The sequence below is a fragment of the Streptomyces sp. NPDC006261 genome (assembly GCF_040613515.1).
Lineage (GTDB): Bacteria > Actinomycetota > Actinomycetes > Streptomycetales > Streptomycetaceae > Streptomyces.
Genome location: NZ_JBEXSI010000088.1, coordinates 1 through 18734 on the forward strand (window position 1 = coordinate 1; position 18734 = coordinate 18734).

General features: G+C 72.7%; 18 protein-coding genes and 2 pseudogenes. 16 read left to right on the forward strand and 4 right to left on the reverse strand.

The window, feature by feature from the left end; genetic code table 11:
• The 3 genes from ABZ154_RS32610 to ABZ154_RS32620 form a co-directional block, all read left to right on the forward strand.
• Positions 1–927, forward strand: a 927-nt coding sequence (locus tag ABZ154_RS32610) for a carboxyl transferase domain-containing protein (RefSeq protein WP_356837973.1), incomplete at its 5' end; no start/stop codon positions are given.
• An 11-nt stretch (positions 928–938) separates the two neighbouring features.
• Positions 939–1574, forward strand: coding sequence for a ScbR family autoregulator-binding transcription factor (locus ABZ154_RS32615; protein ID WP_356837974.1), 636 nt, complete (start codon positions 939–941; stop codon positions 1572–1574).
• A gap of 355 nt (positions 1575–1929) precedes the next feature.
• On the forward strand, positions 1930–2745 hold the full coding sequence (locus ABZ154_RS32620) for an AfsR/SARP family transcriptional regulator (protein WP_356837975.1): 816 nt from the start codon (positions 1930–1932) through the stop codon (positions 2743–2745).
• A 59-nt stretch (positions 2746–2804) separates the two neighbouring features.
• On the opposite strand, the gene ABZ154_RS32625 is transcribed toward ABZ154_RS32620, so the two are convergent.
• Positions 2805–3920, reverse strand: coding sequence for an AfsR/SARP family transcriptional regulator (locus tag ABZ154_RS32625; protein ID WP_356837976.1), 1116 nt, complete (start codon positions 3918–3920; stop codon positions 2805–2807).
• Positions 3921–4094: 174 nt separating this feature from the next.
• Positions 4095–4340, reverse strand: a complete 246-nt coding sequence (locus tag ABZ154_RS32630; protein WP_356837977.1) for a hypothetical protein — start codon at positions 4338–4340, stop codon at positions 4095–4097.
• A gap of 289 nt (positions 4341–4629) precedes the next feature.
• Here ABZ154_RS32630 and ABZ154_RS32635 point away from each other — a divergent pair, with 289 nt between their 5' ends.
• From ABZ154_RS32635 to ABZ154_RS32650, 4 genes are all read left to right on the forward strand, one after another.
• Positions 4630–5451 (forward strand): AfsR/SARP family transcriptional regulator, encoded by an 822-nt coding sequence (locus ABZ154_RS32635; RefSeq protein WP_356837978.1) that lies wholly within the window; start codon positions 4630–4632, stop codon positions 5449–5451.
• A 193-nt stretch (positions 5452–5644) separates the two neighbouring features.
• Positions 5645–6427: an alpha/beta fold hydrolase gene (locus ABZ154_RS32640; protein WP_356837979.1), complete on the forward strand. Its 783-nt coding sequence runs from the start codon at positions 5645–5647 to the stop codon at positions 6425–6427.
• A complete protein-coding gene (locus tag ABZ154_RS32645; RefSeq protein ID WP_356837980.1) occupies positions 6424–7698 on the forward strand; it encodes a beta-ketoacyl-[acyl-carrier-protein] synthase family protein in 1275 nt (424 codons plus the stop codon). The genes ABZ154_RS32640 and ABZ154_RS32645 overlap by 4 nt, the downstream gene beginning before the upstream one ends.
• Before the next feature lie 98 nt (positions 7699–7796).
• A complete protein-coding gene (locus tag ABZ154_RS32650; protein ID WP_356837990.1) occupies positions 7797–8990 on the forward strand; it encodes a beta-ketoacyl synthase N-terminal-like domain-containing protein in 1194 nt (397 codons plus the stop codon).
• Here the strand turns inward: ABZ154_RS32650 and ABZ154_RS32655 are convergent.
• Positions 8987–9133 (reverse strand): hypothetical protein, encoded by a 147-nt coding sequence (locus ABZ154_RS32655; RefSeq protein ID WP_356837981.1) that lies wholly within the window; start codon positions 9131–9133, stop codon positions 8987–8989. The genes ABZ154_RS32650 and ABZ154_RS32655 overlap by 4 nt on opposite strands.
• A 274-nt stretch (positions 9134–9407) precedes the next feature.
• On the opposite strand from ABZ154_RS32655, the gene ABZ154_RS32660 reads away from it, so the two are divergent.
• From ABZ154_RS32660 to ABZ154_RS32685, 6 genes are all read left to right on the forward strand, one after another.
• On the forward strand, positions 9408–10334 hold the full coding sequence (locus tag ABZ154_RS32660; protein WP_356837982.1) for an aromatase/cyclase: 927 nt from the start codon (positions 9408–9410) through the stop codon (positions 10332–10334).
• The gene (locus ABZ154_RS32665; protein WP_356837983.1) at positions 10331–12115 is read left to right on the forward strand and encodes an acyl-CoA dehydrogenase; all 1785 of its coding nucleotides are present in this window, start codon (positions 10331–10333) and stop codon (positions 12113–12115) included. Before ABZ154_RS32660 ends, ABZ154_RS32665 begins: the two co-directional genes overlap by 4 nt.
• A gap of 104 nt (positions 12116–12219) precedes the next feature.
• On the forward strand, positions 12220–13044 hold the full coding sequence (locus tag ABZ154_RS32670; protein ID WP_356837984.1) for a 4'-phosphopantetheinyl transferase superfamily protein: 825 nt from the start codon (positions 12220–12222) through the stop codon (positions 13042–13044).
• Between the two features lie 221 nt (positions 13045–13265).
• Positions 13266–14861, forward strand: coding sequence for a condensation domain-containing protein (locus ABZ154_RS32675; protein WP_356837985.1), 1596 nt, complete (start codon positions 13266–13268; stop codon positions 14859–14861).
• 35 nt (positions 14862–14896) lie between these two features.
• A complete protein-coding gene (locus ABZ154_RS32680; RefSeq protein WP_356837986.1) occupies positions 14897–15037 on the forward strand; it encodes a hypothetical protein in 141 nt (46 codons plus the stop codon).
• A 166-nt stretch (positions 15038–15203) separates the two neighbouring features.
• A complete protein-coding gene (locus tag ABZ154_RS32685) occupies positions 15204–15623 on the forward strand; it encodes a pyridoxamine 5'-phosphate oxidase family protein (RefSeq protein WP_356837987.1) in 420 nt (139 codons plus the stop codon).
• Positions 15624–15739: 116 nt separating this feature from the next.
• Here ABZ154_RS32685 and ABZ154_RS32690 read toward each other — a convergent pair whose 3' ends face one another.
• Complete coding sequence (locus tag ABZ154_RS32690) at positions 15740–16228, reverse strand: nuclear transport factor 2 family protein (protein ID WP_356837988.1); 489 nt, start codon at positions 16226–16228, stop codon at positions 15740–15742.
• A 169-nt stretch (positions 16229–16397) separates the two neighbouring features.
• On the opposite strand from ABZ154_RS32690, the gene ABZ154_RS32695 reads away from it, so the two are divergent.
• The 3 genes and pseudogenes from ABZ154_RS32695 to ABZ154_RS32705 form a co-directional block, all read left to right on the forward strand.
• Positions 16398–17867, forward strand: a complete 1470-nt coding sequence (locus tag ABZ154_RS32695) for an FAD-dependent monooxygenase (RefSeq protein WP_356837989.1) — start codon at positions 16398–16400, stop codon at positions 17865–17867.
• A gap of 182 nt (positions 17868–18049) precedes the next feature.
• Positions 18050–18439: pseudogene (locus ABZ154_RS32700) on the forward strand (antibiotic biosynthesis monooxygenase); the annotation flags it as partial.
• A 195-nt stretch (positions 18440–18634) separates the two neighbouring features.
• Positions 18635–18734: pseudogene (locus ABZ154_RS32705) on the forward strand (carboxyl transferase domain-containing protein); the annotation flags it as partial.

Below are 18734 nucleotides of genomic sequence, written 5' to 3' on the forward strand. Positions count from 1 at the left end.
ACCCAGAACGGCCTGGGCGGCGCGGACGTGCACGCCGAGACGAGCGGTGTGGCGCACTTCGCGTACGACGACGAGGAGACCTGCATCGCCGAGGTGCGGTTCCTGCTGTCGATGCTTCCGCAGAACAACCGTGAGTACCCGCCGTGCGTGCCGTGCACCGACCCTCAGACCCGGCGCTCCGAGGCCCTCCTCGACCTGGTGCCGGCGGACGGGAACCGCCCGTACGACATGGTCAAGGTGATCGAGGAGCTCGTCGACGACGGTGAATACCTGGAGATCCACGAGCGCTGGGCCCGCAACATCATCTGCGCGATGGCCCGCCTCAACGGGCAGGTCGTCGGCATCGTCGCCAACCAGCCCTCCTCCCTCGCCGGCGTACTCGACATCCACGCCTCGGAGAAGGCCGCACGCTTCGTGCAGCTCTGCGACGCCTTCAACATCCCTCTCATCACACTTCTGGACGTGCCGGGCTTCCTCCCCGGCGTCGACCAGGAACACGGCGGGATCATCCGCCACGGCGCCAAGCTGCTCTACGCGTACTGCAACGCCACCGTCCCGCGGATCTCGCTGATCCTGCGCAAGGCCTACGGCGGCGCCTACATCGTCATGGACTCCCAGTCCATCGGGGCCGACCTCACCTACGCCTGGCCCACCAACGAGATCGCGGTCATGGGCGCCGAGGGCGCCGCCAACGTCATCTTCCGCCGCCAGATCGCCGAGGCCGAGGACCCCGAGGCCATGCGCGCCCGCATGGTCAAGGAGTACAAGGCCGAGCTGATGCACCCGTACTACGCGGCCGAGCGCGGCCTCGTCGACGACGTCATCGACCCCGCCGAGACCCGCGCCACGCTGATCAACGCCCTCGCGATGCTCCGCAGCAAGCACGCCGACACGCCGTCCCGCAAGCACGGCAACCCGCCGCAATAACGGAGTACTTGATGGTCAAACAGGAACGTGCGGTTCGCACCCGCGAGGCGCTGATCAGGTCTGCGGCCGAGATCTTCGAACGCGACGGCTTCAGGACAGCCTCGCTCACCACGATCAGCAGACAGGCCGGGGTGAGCAACGGTGCGCTGCACTTCCACTTCGCCAGCAAGGGAGTTCTGGCCGATGCTGTCGAGAGCGCCGCGCTGGCGCGGCTGCGGATCATCGCCGAGGGGCCGCGGCCGGGTGCGGACGGCAGCCCCTTGCAATACCTCGTCGACGTCACCCACGGGCTTGCCCGGGGTCTGACCGAGGACGTGGTGCTGCGGGCCGGGTTCGAGCTCAGCAGCGAGCACGCCCGGCCACCGGGCACCGATCTGCGCGAACAGTGGCAGCAGTGGATCGAACAGACCCTGCAGCGGGCCTCGGACCGGGGCGAGCTGCGGCCAGAGGTGACGCGTGAGCAGGCGGCCATCGCCGTGGTGGCCGCCACGGTCGGCCTGGAGGTGCTGAGCTCCAGGGACGCCTGCTGGCTCCTTCCCAGGACGGTCAGCGGGTTCTGGCGGCTGCTGCTGCCCTCGATCGCCTCGCTCGAAATCCTCCAGGTGCTCGACCCGGAGAGCACCTGGTCTCCCGTGCAGACCAAATAGTCTGTTTTGGCCTTCCCGGTCGCCTTCCTGGTCGCCGTGGCGGCCCGCCGCCGACGGGCCGCCACGGCGACCAGGCGGCGATTTCCAGCCTCGTTGTTTCGCCCGGCCTTCCGCCAAGGCCGGGCTCATTTCCATTTCTCCCTCCTTCACCTGCGAACTTTTCAGCCAGGCCGGGTGCGGAGGGGTAGAAACGGAGGTGGCTGAAAGTGGGTTCTGTGGGTCGAGGAACTCTCAAGGATTGACAAACCTACCGTGCTGTTTTTTTATTGAGTGGGGCCGGTTCCGGCCACGCATGAGCCTCGGCAGCGGAACCACACAGGCCGGAACCGGCCGGTGGACGAACCTTGGGGGAGACATGGACATCGAAGTGCTGGGCGCGCTGTCGGTACGTGAGAACGGGGTGTCGATCGCACCGACGGCACCCAAACCGAGACAGGTCCTGGCCCTGCTTGCGCTCCACGCGGACCAGGTGGTCCCCGTGGCGACACTCACCGAGGAGTTGTGGGGGTCGACCCCGCCGCGCAGTGCCCGCACCACGCTCCAGACCTACGTGCTGCAGCTGAGGGAGCTGATCTCCGAGGCGCTGGCCCGTGACGAGAACGAGCGGTGCACCGCCAAGGACATCCTCGTGACCCTCCCTGGCGGCTACCGCCTGGAGACACGGCGCGGCACCGTCGACTACCGGGAGTTCGGACGCCGAGCGGGCGCCGGCTACCGGGCCATGGACGCCGAGGACTACACGGGGGCGGCCCGTCGTCTCTCCGACGCGCTCTCGCTGTGGACCGGTTCGGCCCTCACCGACATCCAGGCCGGCAGCCAGATCGGCATGGAGATCAAGCGGCTCAAGGAGGCCCGGCTCTGCGCGCTGGACCAGCGCATCGAGGCCGACCTGCGCCTTGGCCGCCACCGCGAGCTGCTGTCGGAGCTGACGGTCCTGGTCAACCAGTACCGGATGCACGAGAGCCTGCACGGACAGTTCATGCTGGCGCTGCACCGCTCCGGCCGGCGCGGTGAGGCGCTCCACGTCTACCAGCGGCTGCGCACCATGCTCGTCTCGGAGCTGGGCCTGGAGCCCTCGGCGGCGCTCAGCCGGCTCCAGCGCTCGATCCTCATGACACGTCCCGAGGTCGTGGCGGTGGCCTCTGGAGGCGCGCGGCTCGTCGCGGGCTGAGCCGGACGGCGCGCCACGGCGCGGGAAGGGTGGCGCGGCGCGTGAGGGCCCCGGGGGCCTCACTGGCCCGAAGCGCGGCGTGCCGTGAGCCGGTCGACCCTGGTGGCCAGAGCCTGCTGTTCCTGGGAGAGCCGCTCGATGCTGCGGCCGAGCCGGGCGATCTCATCGCGCAGTACGTGCACGCTCACCGCGTCAGCCCGTGCCTCGAACGGGCTCCGGGCGAAGGGGCGTTGCCCGGAGCCCGGCTCCTCGAAAGCCCTGTCCGGTCCGCCGCCCGGCGCGCCGCCCACGAGCTGGACGGGCGTCTCGTGCGGTCCTCGCGCCTGCGTCCCGGCGGCCCCGTCGGACCAGGGGTGGGCGCCGTCCGCCCCCCGGGCCGTCGCCTGAATCCGTCCCGCCGTCACCGGATAGAGGTCCTGGTGGTGCAGAATCGCCTCCATCCGGCCGCGCAGCACGGGCCCCGGCTCGATGCCCAGGTCGTGTACCAGCCGCCGTCGCGCCCGGTCGTACGCGCCCAGCGCCTCGGCCTGCCGCCCGCACCGGTACAGCGCGGTCATCAGCAACTCGTAGAACCGTTCCCGCAGCGGGTGTGCGGTGGTCAGCTCCTCCAGCTCGCCGGTGATCTCAGCGCTCTGGCCCGCCCGCAGGCAGGCGTCGTACAGCGTCTCGAGGGCGACGAGCCGGCTCTCCTCCAGCAGCAGGGCCTCGGACGAACAGATCATTCCGCGCCCGCTGCCCTCCAGTGCCGGCCCGCGCCACAGGGCCAGGGCCCGGCGCAGCACCTCGGCCGCGCGGCCGGGGGCGTCACAGGCCAGCGTCCGCCCCTCGGCGACCAGCCGGTGGAAGCGCTGCGCATCGGTGTCGGTGGAGCCCAGCCGCAGCACGTAGCCCATCGGCCGGGTCACCAGCCACTCGTGGTGCGGCTCGCCCGAGCCGGGCGCGGGGACGGGCAGCAGTCGGCGCAGGCGCGCCACATGGGCCTGGAGGGCGTTGGCCGCGTTGGCGGGCGGGTGCTCACCCCACAGCTCGTCGACGAGCCGGTCCGCCGGCATCACCTGGCGGGCCTTCACCACGAGCGCGCCCAGCAGAGCGCGCTGTTTCGCCCCCGTGGGAACGATCCGCACATCGGCGTGGTCGTCGTAGATCTGGACCGAACCCAGAATCCGAAACTCCATCTCGTCCTCGCACGGGGTAATTCGATGAGTCTGCGGCCACAGGTCCTCGGATCGGCATTTCCTCCGAATAGCCGCGGATTTTTTCTCCCGGGGAGGACACTAGTCGCCGCATAGCTGAGGCGCGGGATTCACCAGCAGATCACAGGGCGTCGTGGAGGAATCCTCGAGGGGGTTTCAGGTAGAGGTGTCGGTCAGCTCCGGAAAACCGACCTGGACCCCGCGGCAGTGATAGGCGCCCAGCAGGGCCAGCAGCTTCGGATCGGGCAGATCCGGCAGGAAATCGCCGGCTCCGCGTTCACCGCACCCGAGCCCGTCCTTCGCCTGCCCCGGCCCGTCAGGTGCTGCCAGGCGGCCCAACAGCCCCCGGATGAGGGGGGCCGCGCCACCAGTGGTGCCCGTGCCGTCCGATTCCGTCGCCATGGCCGGAAAGCTAACAGCACCGCCGCCGGTGCCGACAGGATTTCCCGGAGGGATTTTGGTCGCCGGTCCCTTTGTCAGCTCGATGTCAGTGCGGCGTCAGAGGGGGTGCTCCGGTGCTGCGGAAATCGCTCAAGGGGCGCTCAAGGACTTCTGGCGGGCGGATGGGCAACGGATATGGTTACCCTCGCTCGCGGTCAGTGCCAATGATAGAAATCGGCTGGCAGGCGTCAGCACAAGGCTCGATCATTGGCTCAGATCCGACGGCGACCGACAAGGTGCGGAGGGAATCATGAAGATAAAAGTCCTGGGTGCGTTGAATGCTGAAGTCAATGGTATGTCAATCGTCCCGACCGCAGGCAAACCCCGCCAGATCCTGGCGCTGCTCGCGCTGTACCCGGGCCGGATCGTCCCGGTGCCCACGCTCATGGAGGAGATCTGGGGCACCGACCTGCCGCAGAGCTCGCTGACCACGCTCCAGACCTACATCCTCCAGCTGCGCCGCATGCTCGGCACCGCCATGGGCCCGGACGTCCCCGGCTCGGCCAAGGACGTGCTCGCCACCCGGTACGGCGGCTACCTGCTCCAGATCCCCAGCGAGTCGGTCGACGTCCACACCTTTGAACGCCTGTTGGCGGAGGGGCGGCAGGCCTTCGACGACGGCGAGGACGAGTACACCTCGCAGCGCCTGCGCGAGGCGCTCGCGCTGTGGGAGGGGCCCGCACTGGTCGACGTACGCGTCGGGCCGATCCTCGACATCGAAGTGATGCGGCTGGAGGAGAGCCGCCTGGTCGCCCGCGAGCGCCGGATCGACGCCGACCTGCGGCTGGGGCGGCACGTCGAACTCATCGCCGAGCTCACCGACCTGATCGCCCGCCACCCCCAGCACGAGGGGCTGCACTCCCAGGCCATGGTGGCGCTCTACCGCTCCGGCCGGCAGGCCTCCGCGCTCGACGTCTACCGCCGGCTGCGCCAGCGGCTGATCGACGAGCTCGGCGTGGAGCCCTCCCCTCAGCTCCAGCGGATGCACCAGGCGATGCTCGCCGTCGACCCGCGCCTGGACGTGGTCGCCGGACCGCGGCGGAGCTCGACGTTCGACCTGTACGCGGCCTGAGGGGCCGACGTGGACCGGGCGAACCCGGGGGCGGAACCCCGGCGCCCGCCTCGAGCACCGCTCGAGGCGGACGGGTGAAGCTCAGGCTGTGGACGCCTGCGCCGCGAGCGGGCGCCGGACGACCACCGCGCCGCGACCACCACCGCGCCGTGGGGGCGATCGCGCCGCACACAGCTTCCCAGGAGGAGGACGGATGGCTTCCCTGACGGCGGTCGACGAGGCGGGGCAGGGGCGGGTCACGCTCCACTGCCTGGCCCACGCGGGCGCGGGGGTGGCGAGTTACCGTCGCTGGCCCGCTGCCGTCGGGCCGGCGGTCGACGTGGTCGCCCTCCCCCTGCCCGGCCGCGAGAGCCGCAGGCGCGAGCCGCGCGTCACCGACCGCGCCGGCCTGCTCGCCGACCTGCTCCCGACCCTGGTGGAGACGGCGGACACCGGCCCGTACGCCCTGTACGGCCACAGCCTGGGTGCCCTCGTCGCCTACACCCTCACCCGGGCGCTGGCCCACGTCGACGCACCGCCCCCGCTGTTCCTCGCGGTCGGCGCCTGCCTGCCCCCGCACATCGCGACCGCCCTGGTGGGCGCCGCCGACCAGGGCGATGAGCAGCTGCTGCCGCTCCTGGGCCACCTGGGCTCCCTGCCGCCCGGAGCCGCCGCGGCCCCCGGCGGGCTGTGGCACCGCAGCGTCCTGCCCGTGCTCCGCGACGACCTGCGCCTGGCCAGGTCGCTGCGGGAGGCGGCCCTGGACCCCGTCACCGGCGGCAAGGTGGACATTCCCGTACTGGTCTTCGCGGGCAGCGACGACCCGTTGGCCGCGCCCGACTCCCTCGAGGACTGGCAGCAGTGGGCCACCGGCACCATCGAGGCGCGCACCGTCGAGGGCGACCACTTCTTCGCGGGCGACACCGACCTGCCGCGGCTCATCGGACAGGCCTGCCGGGAGCACGTCGCCGCGCTGCCGGTGGGAGGCGGCCGGTGAAGCGTGTCGTCATCACCGGGGTCGGCGTCATCGCGCCCGGTGCGGTGGGCACCGGCGCGTTCTGGTCGCTGCTGACATCGGGCCGTACCGCGACCCGGGGGATCACCCTCTTCGACGCCTCCGGCTACCGTTCGCAGGTCGCCGCCGAGGTCGACTTCGACTCCGCCGCGCACGGCTTCACCCTCGCCGACACCGAACAACTCGACCGGGCGGCGCAGTTCGCACTGGTCAGCGCGCGCGAGGCGATCGCCGACAGCGGGCTCGGCGACCGCCCGGCCGGCCGCGACCCGCTGCGCACCGGGGTGAGCCTGGGCAGCGCGGTCGGCTGCACCACCGGCCTGGCCACGCAGTACGCCATCCTCAGCGACTACGGCAGCACCTGGGCCGTCGACCACACCAAGGCCGTCGACTGCCTGTACGACTACCTCGTACCGAGCTCGCTGGCGGCCGCGGTGGCACGCGACAGCGGGGCGCAGGGACCGGTCAGCCTCGTCTCCAGCGGCTGCACCTCCGGCCTGGACGCCATCGGGAACGCCGCCGACCTGATCAGGGAAGGCCGCGCCGACGTGATGATCGCCGGCGGTACGGAGGCTCCGATCTCCCCGATCGCCATGGCCTGCTTCGACCGCATCCGGCTCACCAGCCCGCGCACCGACGACCCTGCCACGGCCTCCCGGCCCTTCGACCGCACCCGCGACGGCTTCGTACTCGGCGAGGGCTCGGCCGTCGTGGTCCTGGAGGAGTTGGAGCACGCCCGCCGGCGGGGCGCCCGCCCCTACGCCCAGCTCTCCGGCTTCGCCTCGTACAGCAGCGCGCACCACATGACGGGGCTGCGCGAGGGCGGCCAGGAGATGGCCCACGCCATTTCGGCCGCCCTCGACGAGGCACGGCTCAACCCCGTCGACATCGACTACGTGAGCGCGCACGGCGCCGGAACCCGGCACAACGACCAGCACGAGACGAACGCCCTCAAGGCCGGCCTCGGCGACCACGCCCGCCGTATCCCGGTCAGCTCCATCAAGTCGATGATCGGACACGCGCTCGGCGCGGCCGGCGCGCTCGACGTGGTGGCCAGCGTCCTGGCCATCCAGCACGACACCGTGCCGCCGACGGCCAACCTGCGCGAACCCGACCCGGCCTGCGACCTCGACTACACGCCGCTGTTCGCCAGGGAGCACCGCACCAGCACCGTGCTCAGCGTCGCCAGCGGCTTCGGCGGCTTCCACAGTGCCACCGTCCTCACCCGGCCGCGGCTGAAGGAGGCGGCGTGAGCCCGCGGGCCGTACCGGACCCGTACACCGGCACCACGGCGCATCCGCCCGGCGGCGCCTCGTGGGACGGGCTTCCCCACGAGGCGCTCGTCACCGGCATCGGCGTCGCCGCGCCCAACGGCCTGGGGGCCCGGGCCTGGTGGGAGGCCGTGCTGCGCGGCCAAGGCGGCATCGGGCCCATCACCCGCTTCGACGCCTCCGGCTACCCGGTGCGCATCGCGGGGGAGATCCCCGGCTTCGTCGACGAGGAGCACATCCCCAGCAGGCTGCTGGCCTCCACCGACCGGGTGACCCGCATCGCGCTGGCCGTGGCCAAGGAGGCCCTGGAGGAGTCGGGCTGCGACCCGCGGACGCTGTCCGAGTACGGGGCCGGGGTGATCACCGCCAGCTCGGCGGGCGGCGTCGAGTTCGGCCAGCGCGGGCTGGCCGCGCTGTGGTCCAGGGGCGCCCAGCACGTCAGCGCCTACCAGTCCTTCGCCTGGTTTCCCGCCGCCGGCACCGCGCAGATCTCCATCCGGCACGGTCTGCGCGGCCCCGGTTCCACCATCGTCAGCGAGCAGGCGGGCGGCATCGACGCGCTCGCCCGCGCCCGGCGCCGGATCCGCGAGGGGGCCGGCCTCATGGTCACCGGCGGCGTCGACTCGATGCTGTGCCCGTGGGCCTGGGCCGGGCACCTGGCGGACGGCAGGATGAGCACCGCCGCCGATCCCGCCCGGGCCTACCTGCCGTTCGACGACGCGGCCGACGGCCACGTCGTGGGTGAGGGCGGCGCCCTGCTGGTCCTGGAGAACGCGCGGGAGGCGGCCCGGCGCGGCGTGGCCGGCTACGGAGTCGTCGCCGGCTGCGCGTCGACCTTCGACGGGCCGGACCGGCCCCGGCTGCGGGAAGCGGCCGAACTGGCCCTGGCGGACGCCGGGCAGGAGGCGGGCGAGGTCGACGTGGTGTTCGCGGACGGAGCGGGCGAACGGACGTCCGACCGAGCCGAGGCGCAGGCGATCGCCGCGCTGTTCGGGCCGTACGGGGTGCCGGTCACGGTGCCCAAGACGATGACCGGACGCCTCGGGGCGGGCGGGTCGTCCCTGGACCTGGCCGCGGCCCTGTTCGCACTGCGCGACCGGGTGGTGCCGCCGACCACGGGAACCGGGCGGGCCGCGGACGACTGCCCGCTCGACCTGGTCACGGGCCGCCCGCGCGCGCTGCCCGGGATGCGCACCGCGCTGGTGCTGGCGCGCGGGCGGGGCGGGTTCAACGCGGCCGCTGTGCTGCGGGCGACCGGGCCCGCTTCTCTCTAGGGCCGCCTGTCCTCCGCCTCCGTACAACCGTCCGGCGGCAGGTCGCCCGGTGCGTACAGCAGGCTGAGGGAGGCCAGGCCGCCCCACAGGGCGAGTACGTACCGGCACGAGCAGACGGCCTGCCCGGGCGTCGTCCTGTGCATCGCGATCACTCCTTCACGTCAGTTCGCCGGGCCCACCGTCCACCGGGGCGGTCGACGATCCCTCGCGCCGCGGTCGGCTCCCGCCGGAGCGGGCCCCACCCCGGTGGAGAGGGCACGGGGGCGGCTCGAGCGGCGCTCCGGCAGGACCCGTGCGGATCGCGAGCGGTTCCGGACAGTGTCGTGGACACGGCCGTCGGCTGCCGACGCGCCGGCCGGGGACGGAAGCGGACCTGCCCACCAAAGGCGCCGCTTCGAATCATGAAGGGTGTGGAAGATGCCTGATGCGCGAGTGCGCCGAGCGGTCCACGAGGTGACCGCGGCGGCCCCCGCCGACGTGCTGTACGGGCTGATCGCCGACGCCACCCGGTGGCCGTTGTTCTTCCGGCCCTGTGTCCACGTGGAACAGCTGGACTTCGACGGGGTCCGGGAGCGCCTGCGCATGTGGGCCACCGCGGGTGACCGGATCATCTCCTGGGTCTCCACCCGCCACCTGGACGTGGCGGCCCGGCGCGTGGAGTTCGTCCAGGACCTGCCCGCCGCCCCGGCCCGGTCGATGAGCGGGGTCTGGACGGTGCAGCCGCTCGGCGACCGCTCCCGGGTGACCTTGGAGTACACGTTCACCGTCGCCGGGGACTCACCCGCCGACGTGGCCTGGCTGGAGCGGACCGCCGGCGCCAACTGCCGTCAGCAGCTCGACGAGCTGGCCGCCCTCGCCGAACGCTGGACGCGCCTGGACGGCCTCGTGCTGTCCTTCGAGGACACCGTGCGGGTCAACGGCCCCTCCGAGCTCATCTTCGACTTCCTCTACCGGGCCGAGGACTGGCCCGGCGAACTGCCGCACGTACGGACGCTGGAGGTGGTGGAGGAGGCACCCGGTGTCCAGGTGATGTCCATGGGCAGTCTCTCCACCGACGGCAGCGCCCACAGCACCGAGTCGGTCCGGATCTGCTTCCCGGGCGCGGGACGGATCCTCTACAAGCAGACGCGCACCTCTCCGCTGCTGAGCGCGCACACCGGCGAATGGTCGGTCGAGCCCGACGAGTCGGGCGTCAACGTCACCGCCCGGCACACCGTGATGCTGCGCGAGGAGAACCCCGGGCCGGCCGTGGGCGAGCATGTGCGCGAAGCGCTCGGCAGGGCCGGACTGCTCGTGCTGCACCACGCCGCGCAGTACGCCGTCGGCGCGGTACGCGTCCTGTGACCGCCTTCGCGGACGCGGCTCCCCTCCCTGGGGCCCCGGCGCCCACGGCCGCCGCGCCGGCGCGGCCCTTCGCCGGTGGTGCGGCCGAGCCCGACCGCGCCGCCCGCCTGGAGGCGGCGCTCGGCGACCCGTTCGACCCCGCCAACCCGCACGGGTATCTGGCGCTGCTGCGCGCCGACGAGGCCCGCGAGATCCCCGAGGCCACCGAGGCGCTGCTCGCCGGGGCCGGGCTCGCCGCCGAGTTCGTCCCCCACGACCTCGGCGGTCGGCTCACCGACCTGGAGGGCCTGGCCCGGGTGCTGCGGCCGGTCTTCCGCCGCGACCTCGCGCTCGGCTACGGCTTCGGGATCACCTCGCTGTTCGCCGCCTCGTCCGTGTGGACAGCGGGCGACGCACCCCAGCGCCGGGCCCTCGCCGAGGTCCTGCTCGGCGGCGGACGCGTCTCGATCGTGCACCGCGAAGTCGCGCACGCCAACGCGATGCTGCGCCACGAGCTCACCGCCGCCCCGCAACCCGGCGGCGGCTTCCTCCTGGGCGGACGCAAGGAGGCCGTCATCAACGCCGACCGCGCGGACGTGTTCGTGACGTACGCGCGTACGGCGGCCGACGACGGTCCCCGCACCCACTCGGTGCTGCTGCTGGGACCCGAGCCGCCCGCCTCCGGAGAGGTACGCCGCCTGGCGCGGGTGGAGACCCCGGGGATGCGGGGCGCGCGCTTCTCCGGGCTGGAGATCACCGACGTGTCGCTGCCCGGGTCCGCTCTGGTGGGCTCCGTGGGCGAGGGCGTGTCACTGGCGCTGCGCAGCTTCCAGATCAGCCACTGCCTGGTCCCGGGCACGGTGCTCGCGGGCGTCGACAGCGTCCTGCGCCAGGCCGTGCGCACGGCCATCGAGGACCGGCCCGGCGGGCAGCCCGCGCGCCGCTGGCACAAGGTGCTCGCCGGCGTCTTCGCGGATCTGCTGGCCTGCGATGCCATGGCCGTCACCGGGCTGCGCGCCCTGAGCCTGCTGCCGCAGGACGCCTACCTGCTCGCGGCGGCCGTCAAGTACATGATGCCGGACCTGCTGCGCGAGGACCTGGAGGAGCTGGCCACCGTGCTCGGTGCCCGGGGCTACGACCGCGGGCCGCTCTACGGCGGCTTCCAGAAGCTCGCCCGGGACCTGCCCGTGGCCGGCCTTGGACACTCCGGCACGGCCGTCTGCCAGGCGGTGCTGGTGCCCCAGCTGCCGGCCCTGGCCCGTACGGCCTGGTTCCGCACCCCGGAGCCGCCGCCCGAACTGTTCACGCCCGGTGCCCTGCTCCCGCCCTTCGACCACCGAAGGCTCGCGCACTTCGGCACCGACGACCTGCTCACGGCGACGCTGATCGGGGCCGCCGAACGGCTCGCCACCCGGCACGCGCGGGGGCCGGCGTATGCCGCTCTCGCCGCTCTCGCCCAGACCTTCGCCGACGAACTGCGGGTGCTGCGCGCCCGGTGCGCGGCGCTGTCCCCCTCAGGGGAGGCCGCGTTCGATCCGCAGGCCTGCGCGCTCGCCGACCGCTACGCCCTGGTGCTGGCGGCCGCCGCCTGCCTCGGTGTCTGGGAGGGGCAGGCGGGCAACGGCTCCTTCCTGGAGGACCCCGCGTGGGCGGTGCTCGCCCTCGGCCGCATCGCCCGCAGGCTCGGCGCCACCGTGGCGGAGGTGCCCGCCGAGGCGGCGCAGACCGTCCTGGCGGAGGTGCTCGGACGGTGCCGCGAGGGGCGCAGCCTCGACCTGTACGGGACACGGCTCGCCGGCTGACGCGGAGCGGCGGGACATGCCGGGGCGGGTGACCGCCGCCCCGGCCCATCGCAGCCCGGCGCCCGCACGGCGGGCCGGGCGGGACGACACGCAGGGAGACGACGATGGACCAGGTGACATGTGCCGTACCTCTTCACGTGCCACGGCCGACCGGTCCCTGGCGCGGGGTGCAGGACAGCCTGTCCCAGCTCGGCAACGCGGTGGTCTACACGACATGGGGGGAGTGGCTGCCCAGCGTGCTGACCCACCCCCGGCTGCGGGAGCTGCTGGGCCGCGACCTGGACCGCTACCGTCGTACGCCCGACGCGGCCGTCCGCTACCGGTTCGCCGCCTCCCGGCTGTTCACCAAGTACATGGCCGCCGCGGCCCTGGGCACCCGGCCGGAGTACCTCGACCTCGCCTACCGGCTGGGCGGCCGGCCCTATCTGCGCGGTTTCGACCAGCTCGAGCTCAGCCTCACCCACACCGCCGAGCTGATGGCCGTGGGGCTCAGCCGGACCGGCCGGATCGGGGTGGACGTGGAGCTCGCCGACCGGTTCGTACGCCTGGACCTGCTCGAGGCCCGGATGCTCACACCGGCCGAGGCCCGGGAGATCGCCGAGCTGCCCGAGGACCGGCGCATCCCCCACGCGCTGGAGCTGTGGACCCGCAAGGAGGCCTACACCAAGGCGCTCGGCCAGGGACTGCGCCTCGGCTTCAAGGAGTTCGGGTTCGGGGCGGACGGCCGGTTGCTCGCCCCCGACGGGAGTTCCGCCACGCGTGGCGAGTGGGGGTTCGCCACCCATCCCGTCATGGGCCGCTACGTGCTCAGCGTGGCCTGCCACGACGCGGGGCTCAGCACGGCGGGCGACACCTCCGTGGAGACCATGCTCGACCGCGGGTTCCTGTCCGCCATGACCCGTACGGCGGCGGAGCCGAACACCCCCTAGGGGCCCCCGGACCGCTCCGGCCTCGTGGCTGAGGTGCGCGCCGAGGAGTTCTCCGGCGGTTCCCGAGCCGCGTCAGCCTTCTGTCAGGCAACCGACAGCGCCCTCTTCCACGATGGGCCAGGGAGTACCGCGCCCTCGGGCACGCCACTTCGCTCCCCGGGGCCCCGTGACCGGAGGGGGCCCGTGCCAGGAGGGGACAGCGCGCACCGAGGAGGGTGACCATGGCGAGGCCGAGTCGCCCACGTTCCGTACGGGGCAGCGCCGGTCGAGGCGCCGTCTCCGTCCGGGCCGCCCTGACCCGCGCCGCCCTGACCCGGGCCGCCGCGGCCGCCGCCCGCCCGGCACTGCCGTCCGTACCGGTGACCCGGCAGCAGCACGACCTGCTGCTCGACCTCCTCGACCACCCGGGGGCCGGCCGGCACATCGAGCAGTTCTCCTGGTGCTGGCGCGGGCCGCTGGACACCGAACGGTTCACCTCGGCCTGGCAGTCCGTCATCGACCGCGAGACGGTGCTGCGGGCGGCCTTCGACACCGGGGCGAGCCCGCGCGTGGTCTTCCACGCCCGCGCCCGCGCCGAGGTCGTCCGGCACCCGGCGGGCACCGCCGACTGGGACGAACTGCTGGAGCGGGACCGGCTGCGCGGCTTCGACCTGCGCCGCCCCGGCCCGCTGCGCGTCACCCTCGTCGACGTCCCCGCGAGCGCGCCCGGCCCGCACGCCGGACCCGGCGGCGCCCTGCCCGCCACCCGCGTACTGCTCACCTTCCACCACGCGCTGCTGGACGCGTGGAGCGTGTTCGTACTCTTGGAGGAGTTCTGCCGGGCCTATCTCGCCGACGGCGTGCTGCCCGGGGGTGAGCGCAGGCCCGACATCCGTGACTGGTCGCACTGGCTCGAGCAGCAGGACGCCGCCCCGGCTCGGGACTTCTGGGCCCGGGCCGTGCCCGGCGGCGCGCCCGCGGTGCTGCCCGCCCTGCCCGGCCCCGGCACCCGCGAGAGCGGCAACGGTCGCGCCGAGGCACGGCTGAGCGCCGCCGAGGCCGCCCGGTTGCACCGCTGGGCCGCCGCCCGGGCGGTGCCCGACTCCAGTGTCCTGCAGGCCGTCTGGGCGCTGTTGCTGTACCGCGCGGCCGGGGAGAGCGGGCCCGCGCCGGTGGGCTTCGGCGTCACCGTCTCGGGGCGCGGCATCACCCTGGACGCCGTGGAGCGACTGCTCGGGCCGATACGCAACTGCCTGCCGATGGCCGTCCAGGTCGACCCCGCACACCGGCTGGGCCGGCTGCTGACGGCCCTGCGGGACCGGGCGCTGGACATGGCGGCGTACGAATGGGTCGCGACCGGCCAGATCCAGGAGTGGACCGGGCGCCCGGCCGGCCGGAAGCTGCTGGAGAGCCTGGTCGCCCTGGACAGCGCCCCGCGCCCGTCCGTGGGGCTGCGGGCCGAACTCGCCGCCGTCGGCGTCCGCTTCGAGCCGGTGCACGCCAGCGGCGCGCACAACGTCTTCCCCGTCTCCCTGCTCGCCCACCGCGGCGTCGACGGCTCGCTGGCCCTCTCCGCCGTCCACGACCGGGCCCGGATCTCCGACGCCGAGGCGGACCGGCTGATCGGCCACTGCGCCCGGCTGCTGCGCCACCTGCCCGCCACCGACGAGGACGCGACCGTCGCCGACGTACTGGCCACGCTCGGCGGGGAGGAACCGCCGAGCATCGCCCGGCGGCGGCCGGGCGCCACCCGCAAGGCGGCCCCGAAGGCCGTACGGCCTCGGCGGCGCTCGACCGGCGGCCGATCCGCCGTCGACCGGGGCCCGAGCGAATATTGACACCGTGGAGCGACCTACCACGAAGGAGGCGCTCCATGGAGTATGGCAGGGAAGAATTCCGGGACAGAGAAGAGGCCGTTTCCGGAATGGTCCCGGTGGGGATCGCCCCGCCGCTTCTGCTGGCCGGTGCGGACGAGGACGACGGCGAATTCACCATCGTCCGGAGCATCGACTGAATTACTTCCGGCGGGCCCCCGCGCGAGCTGCTCTCGACCAGGCGCCCAGGGTTTATCCGGTGGTGTTCGAGTTCGCTGTGCCACGCTGCCTCCCCAGGCCTGCGCAGCCGCTTCGGCGAAAGCTTCCAGGCACCCAGAACCCGGCGGAAGTAAGGACTCCCACACGATGCCGCTGTCGAAGCCGCTCCCGCCCGCCGTGACGGTGTCGCCCTCGGTCGAGGCGTTCTTGACCGACACGCAGCACGTCGCCGCGTTCACCACGGTCCGGCCCGACGGAAGCCTTCACGTGGCGCCCGTACGGTTCACCTGGGACGCGGCGGACGGCCTCGCGCGGGTCATGACGGTCATCTCCTCGCGCAAGGCGCGCAACGTGCTGGCCGCTCCCGGCGGCCGGGTGGCGCTCTGCCAGGTGCAGGACTTCACCTGGGTCACCCTCGAGGGCACCGCCACCGTCGTGGCGGACCCCGGGCGGATCGCCCTCGGCGCGAAGCGGTACGCCAGGCGCTACTGGTCGGCCCCGCCGAACCCGCCGGGCCGCGTGGTCGTCGAGATCACGGTGGACCGCGTGCTGAGCCTCAACGCCTGAGCCGCGCTCCGCGGGCGCCGCGCCCGCGGAGCAGGACAACCGCAGACCACACGCGTGCGGTGGCGCCGGGAGTCTCCCGGCGCCACCGCACGCGTCGCTGTCCGGGGCAGGCGACCTCACGCCGCGGGCGCCGGCGCCGGGGCGCCGTCCGCCCACAGCAGCCGGAAGGACAGCAGGCTCAGCCGCCATCCCCGGGCAGTGCGGCGGGCCTCGCCGTTGACGAAGGTCCCCGTAGTGAACAGCGGCGCCAGGTTTCCCTGGGGAAGCGCGTTGTGCGCGTGGTGCACGTGCGTGGAGATCAGGTTGGCGCGCAGCGTGGCCCGGTCGCCTTCCAGTACGACCAGGGCCGGGGAGCCGTGGTGCTGGGTGGCCGCGAAGGCCGACAGTGCCGCGCGGTGGTACGCGGACATGCCCTCGATGCCCGTGTGCCGGCTGATCGGGAACGCGACGACCGCGTCCTCGGTGAACAGACCGGCCGCCCACACGTCGTCGATCTCCTCGTCATCGAGGGAGAGCAGGTAACGGTCGAGCAGGGAGGCGACCTGAGCGCCGGATTCCACCGCAGATCCGGTCGAGGATTCGTCGGAGATTTGATTGAAGGTCATACCTCTGAGAATGCCGTCTCCGACACCTACCGCGGCAAGCCCGGTTGTCAAAGATTTGACGTTCCCGGCGCCTCTTCTGGCATTTGTTGTCCAAGGCCTGCACTGATCCCTATTTACGGCCGCCAAGGGTCTTGGCAATACTGGCCGAACACCAGCGGGAAGAGGGAAAATGAACTCCTTTGATGCGGACGTCGTTGTTGTGGGAGCCGGTCCCACCGGACTCATGCTCGCAGGCGAATTGAGGCTCAATGGAGTCTCGGTCGTCGTCCTGGACAAGTTGTCCGAGCCGATGCAGCAGTCGCGGGCGCTTGGATTCTCGGCCCGGACCATCGAGGAATTCGCCCAGCGAGGCCTCATCACCCGGTTCGGCGAAGTGGGCGTCATCCCCTTCGGTCACTTCGGCGGCGTTCCGCTCGACTACCAGGTGCTCGAGGGCGGTTCGTACGGAGCGCGCGGCATCCCGCAGGCCCGCACCGAGGGCGTTCTCGGCGGCTGGGCCCAGCAGCTGGGCGCCGAGGTCCGCCGCGGCGTCGAGGTCACCGGGATCGAGACCGACGAGGACGGCGTGAGCGTCCAGGCCGTGGGCGCCGACGGCACCGTCCGGCTGCGCGCCCGCCATGTCGTGGGCTGCGACGGCGCCCGCAGCATCGTGCGCAAGCTCGCCGGGATCGACTTCCCGGGCACCGCGCCGACGCTCGAACTGCGCTTCGCGGACATCTCGGGCATCGCTCTGCGGCCCCGCTTCAGCGGCGAGCGCGTCCCCGGCGGCATGGTCATGGTCCTCCCGATGGGACCGGACCGCAGCCGCATCATCTACTTCGACCGGAACGAGCCGCTGCGCACCAGCCCGGACCCGATCACCTTCGAGGAGGTCGCCGAGGCCTTCCAGCGGCTGTCGGGCGAGGACATCAGCGGCGCCACGCCGCACTGGGTCAGCTCGACCACCGACGTCAGCCGACAGGCCGCCGAGTACCGCAAGGGCCGGATCTTCCTCGCCGGCGACGCCGCCCACATCCACCTGCCCATCGGCGCGCAGGGCATGAGCGCGGGAGTCCAGGACGCCGTCAACCTCGGCTGGAAGCTGGCGCTGGACGTCAAGGGCAAGGCCCCCGAAGGCCTCCTCGACACCTACCACTCGGAGCGGCACCCGGTCGGCGCCCGCATCCTGACCAACACCCTCGCCCAGCGCATCCTCTACCTCGGCGGCGACGAGATCACCCCGATGCGCGAGGTCTTCGCCGAACTGGTCGAGAACCACGAGTCCGTCCGGCGCCACCTGGTCGGCATGGTCACCGGTCTGGACATCCGCCACGACGTCGGCGGCGACCACCCGCTGGCCGGCCGGCGCCTGCCGGACCGTGACCTGGTCGTCGACGGCGAGAAGACCTCCGCCTTCGCGCTGCTGAACGCCGGGCGCGCCGTGCTCCTGGAGCTCGGCGGCGACCACGGCCTGCGCGAGGCGGCCGCCGGCTGGGCCGACCGCGTCGACGTGGTCGCCGCCGACCAGATCGACTGCGACTCCCCCGTGGACGGCATCCTCGTGCGACCCGACGGCTACGTGGCCTGGGTCGCGCCCTCCGGCGCCGGGCCCGAAGCCCTGAACGACGCCCTCACCCGCTGGTTCGGTCCCGCCAACTGACGCGCTCCGCTCCGGCCACATCAGTAGTCACCCAAAGGAAGCGAAGAATCATGCCCAGCATCTCCCTCGAGGACAAGCACCTCACCGTTCTCAACCTCTTCACCACAGACGCGCCCGAGAAGCAGGACAAGCTGATCCAGGAGATGACGAAGATCGTCGACGCGGCGACGTACGAGGGCTGGATGTCCTCCACCGTCCACGCGGGCGTCGACAGCCCGGGCACCGCCAACTTCATCCAGTGGCGCAGTGGCGAGGACCTGGAGAAGCGCTACTCCGGCGAGGAGTTCAAGCACCGTACGCTCCCCGTCTTCGGCGAGATCACCACCTCGATCCGCCTGCTCCAGAACGAGGTCGCCCACGTCCTGACCCAGCCGGAGCTCGGCGGCGTCGTCGAGATCGGCCCGGACGTCGACGTCCACACCGCCATCGCCGTCTTCGGTGTCGCGGAGGAGAACCAGGCCGAGCTGATCGACGCCCTCGGCAACGGCCAGGCCGGCATCGTGGACGCCCCCGGCTTCCGCTCGCTCGTCGTTCTCAAGGGCCTGCGCGCCCGCGGCCTCGAGGGCTCCTTCGTCGTCACCTACTCGCAGTGGGCCAGCAAGGAGGCGTACGACGCCCACCGCAACCTGGCCGAGGAGAAGCTGCCCGAGGGCCGCAAGAAGGCCGAGGCCCGGGTGAACGCGGTTGCCACCTCCGTGGACGGCAACACCTACAACGTCGTGCACTCCCGCTCCGCCGCCTGCGGCCGGGTGGCGGCGGCAGCCGCAGCGGAGTACGAGGACGCGCTGCTCAACCCGTACGTGGCGGCCGAGCGCGGCTACGTCGACGCGGTGATCATGCCGTCCGAGACGCGGGCCCACATCGTGA

What these genes read in the sequence shown, in the direction of transcription:
- ABZ154_RS32615 (WP_356837974.1), top strand. Translation starts at nt 939, where the DNA reads ATGGTCAAACAGGAACGTGCGGTTCGCACCCGCGAGGCGCTGATCAGG.
- ABZ154_RS32620 (WP_356837975.1), top strand. Translation starts at nt 1,930, where the DNA reads ATGGACATCGAAGTGCTGGGCGCGCTGTCGGTACGTGAGAACGGGGTG.
- ABZ154_RS32625 (WP_356837976.1), bottom strand. Translation starts at nt 3,920, where the DNA reads ATGGAGTTTCGGATTCTGGGTTCGGTCCAGATCTACGACGACCACGCC.
- ABZ154_RS32630 (WP_356837977.1), bottom strand. Translation starts at nt 4,340, where the DNA reads ATGGCGACGGAATCGGACGGCACGGGCACCACTGGTGGCGCGGCCCCC.
- ABZ154_RS32635 (WP_356837978.1), top strand. Translation starts at nt 4,630, where the DNA reads ATGAAGATAAAAGTCCTGGGTGCGTTGAATGCTGAAGTCAATGGTATG.
- ABZ154_RS32640 (WP_356837979.1), top strand. Translation starts at nt 5,645, where the DNA reads ATGGCTTCCCTGACGGCGGTCGACGAGGCGGGGCAGGGGCGGGTCACG.
- ABZ154_RS32655 (WP_356837981.1), bottom strand. Translation starts at nt 9,133, where the DNA reads ATGCACAGGACGACGCCCGGGCAGGCCGTCTGCTCGTGCCGGTACGTA.
- ABZ154_RS32660 (WP_356837982.1), top strand. Translation starts at nt 9,408, where the DNA reads ATGCCTGATGCGCGAGTGCGCCGAGCGGTCCACGAGGTGACCGCGGCG.
- ABZ154_RS32670 (WP_356837984.1), top strand. Translation starts at nt 12,220, where the DNA reads ATGGACCAGGTGACATGTGCCGTACCTCTTCACGTGCCACGGCCGACC.
- ABZ154_RS32675 (WP_356837985.1), top strand. Translation starts at nt 13,266, where the DNA reads ATGGCGAGGCCGAGTCGCCCACGTTCCGTACGGGGCAGCGCCGGTCGA.
- ABZ154_RS32680 (WP_356837986.1), top strand. Translation starts at nt 14,897, where the DNA reads ATGGAGTATGGCAGGGAAGAATTCCGGGACAGAGAAGAGGCCGTTTCC.
- ABZ154_RS32685 (WP_356837987.1), top strand. Translation starts at nt 15,204, where the DNA reads ATGCCGCTGTCGAAGCCGCTCCCGCCCGCCGTGACGGTGTCGCCCTCG.
- ABZ154_RS32690 (WP_356837988.1), bottom strand. Translation starts at nt 16,228, where the DNA reads ATGACCTTCAATCAAATCTCCGACGAATCCTCGACCGGATCTGCGGTG.
- ABZ154_RS32695 (WP_356837989.1), top strand. Translation starts at nt 16,398, where the DNA reads ATGAACTCCTTTGATGCGGACGTCGTTGTTGTGGGAGCCGGTCCCACC.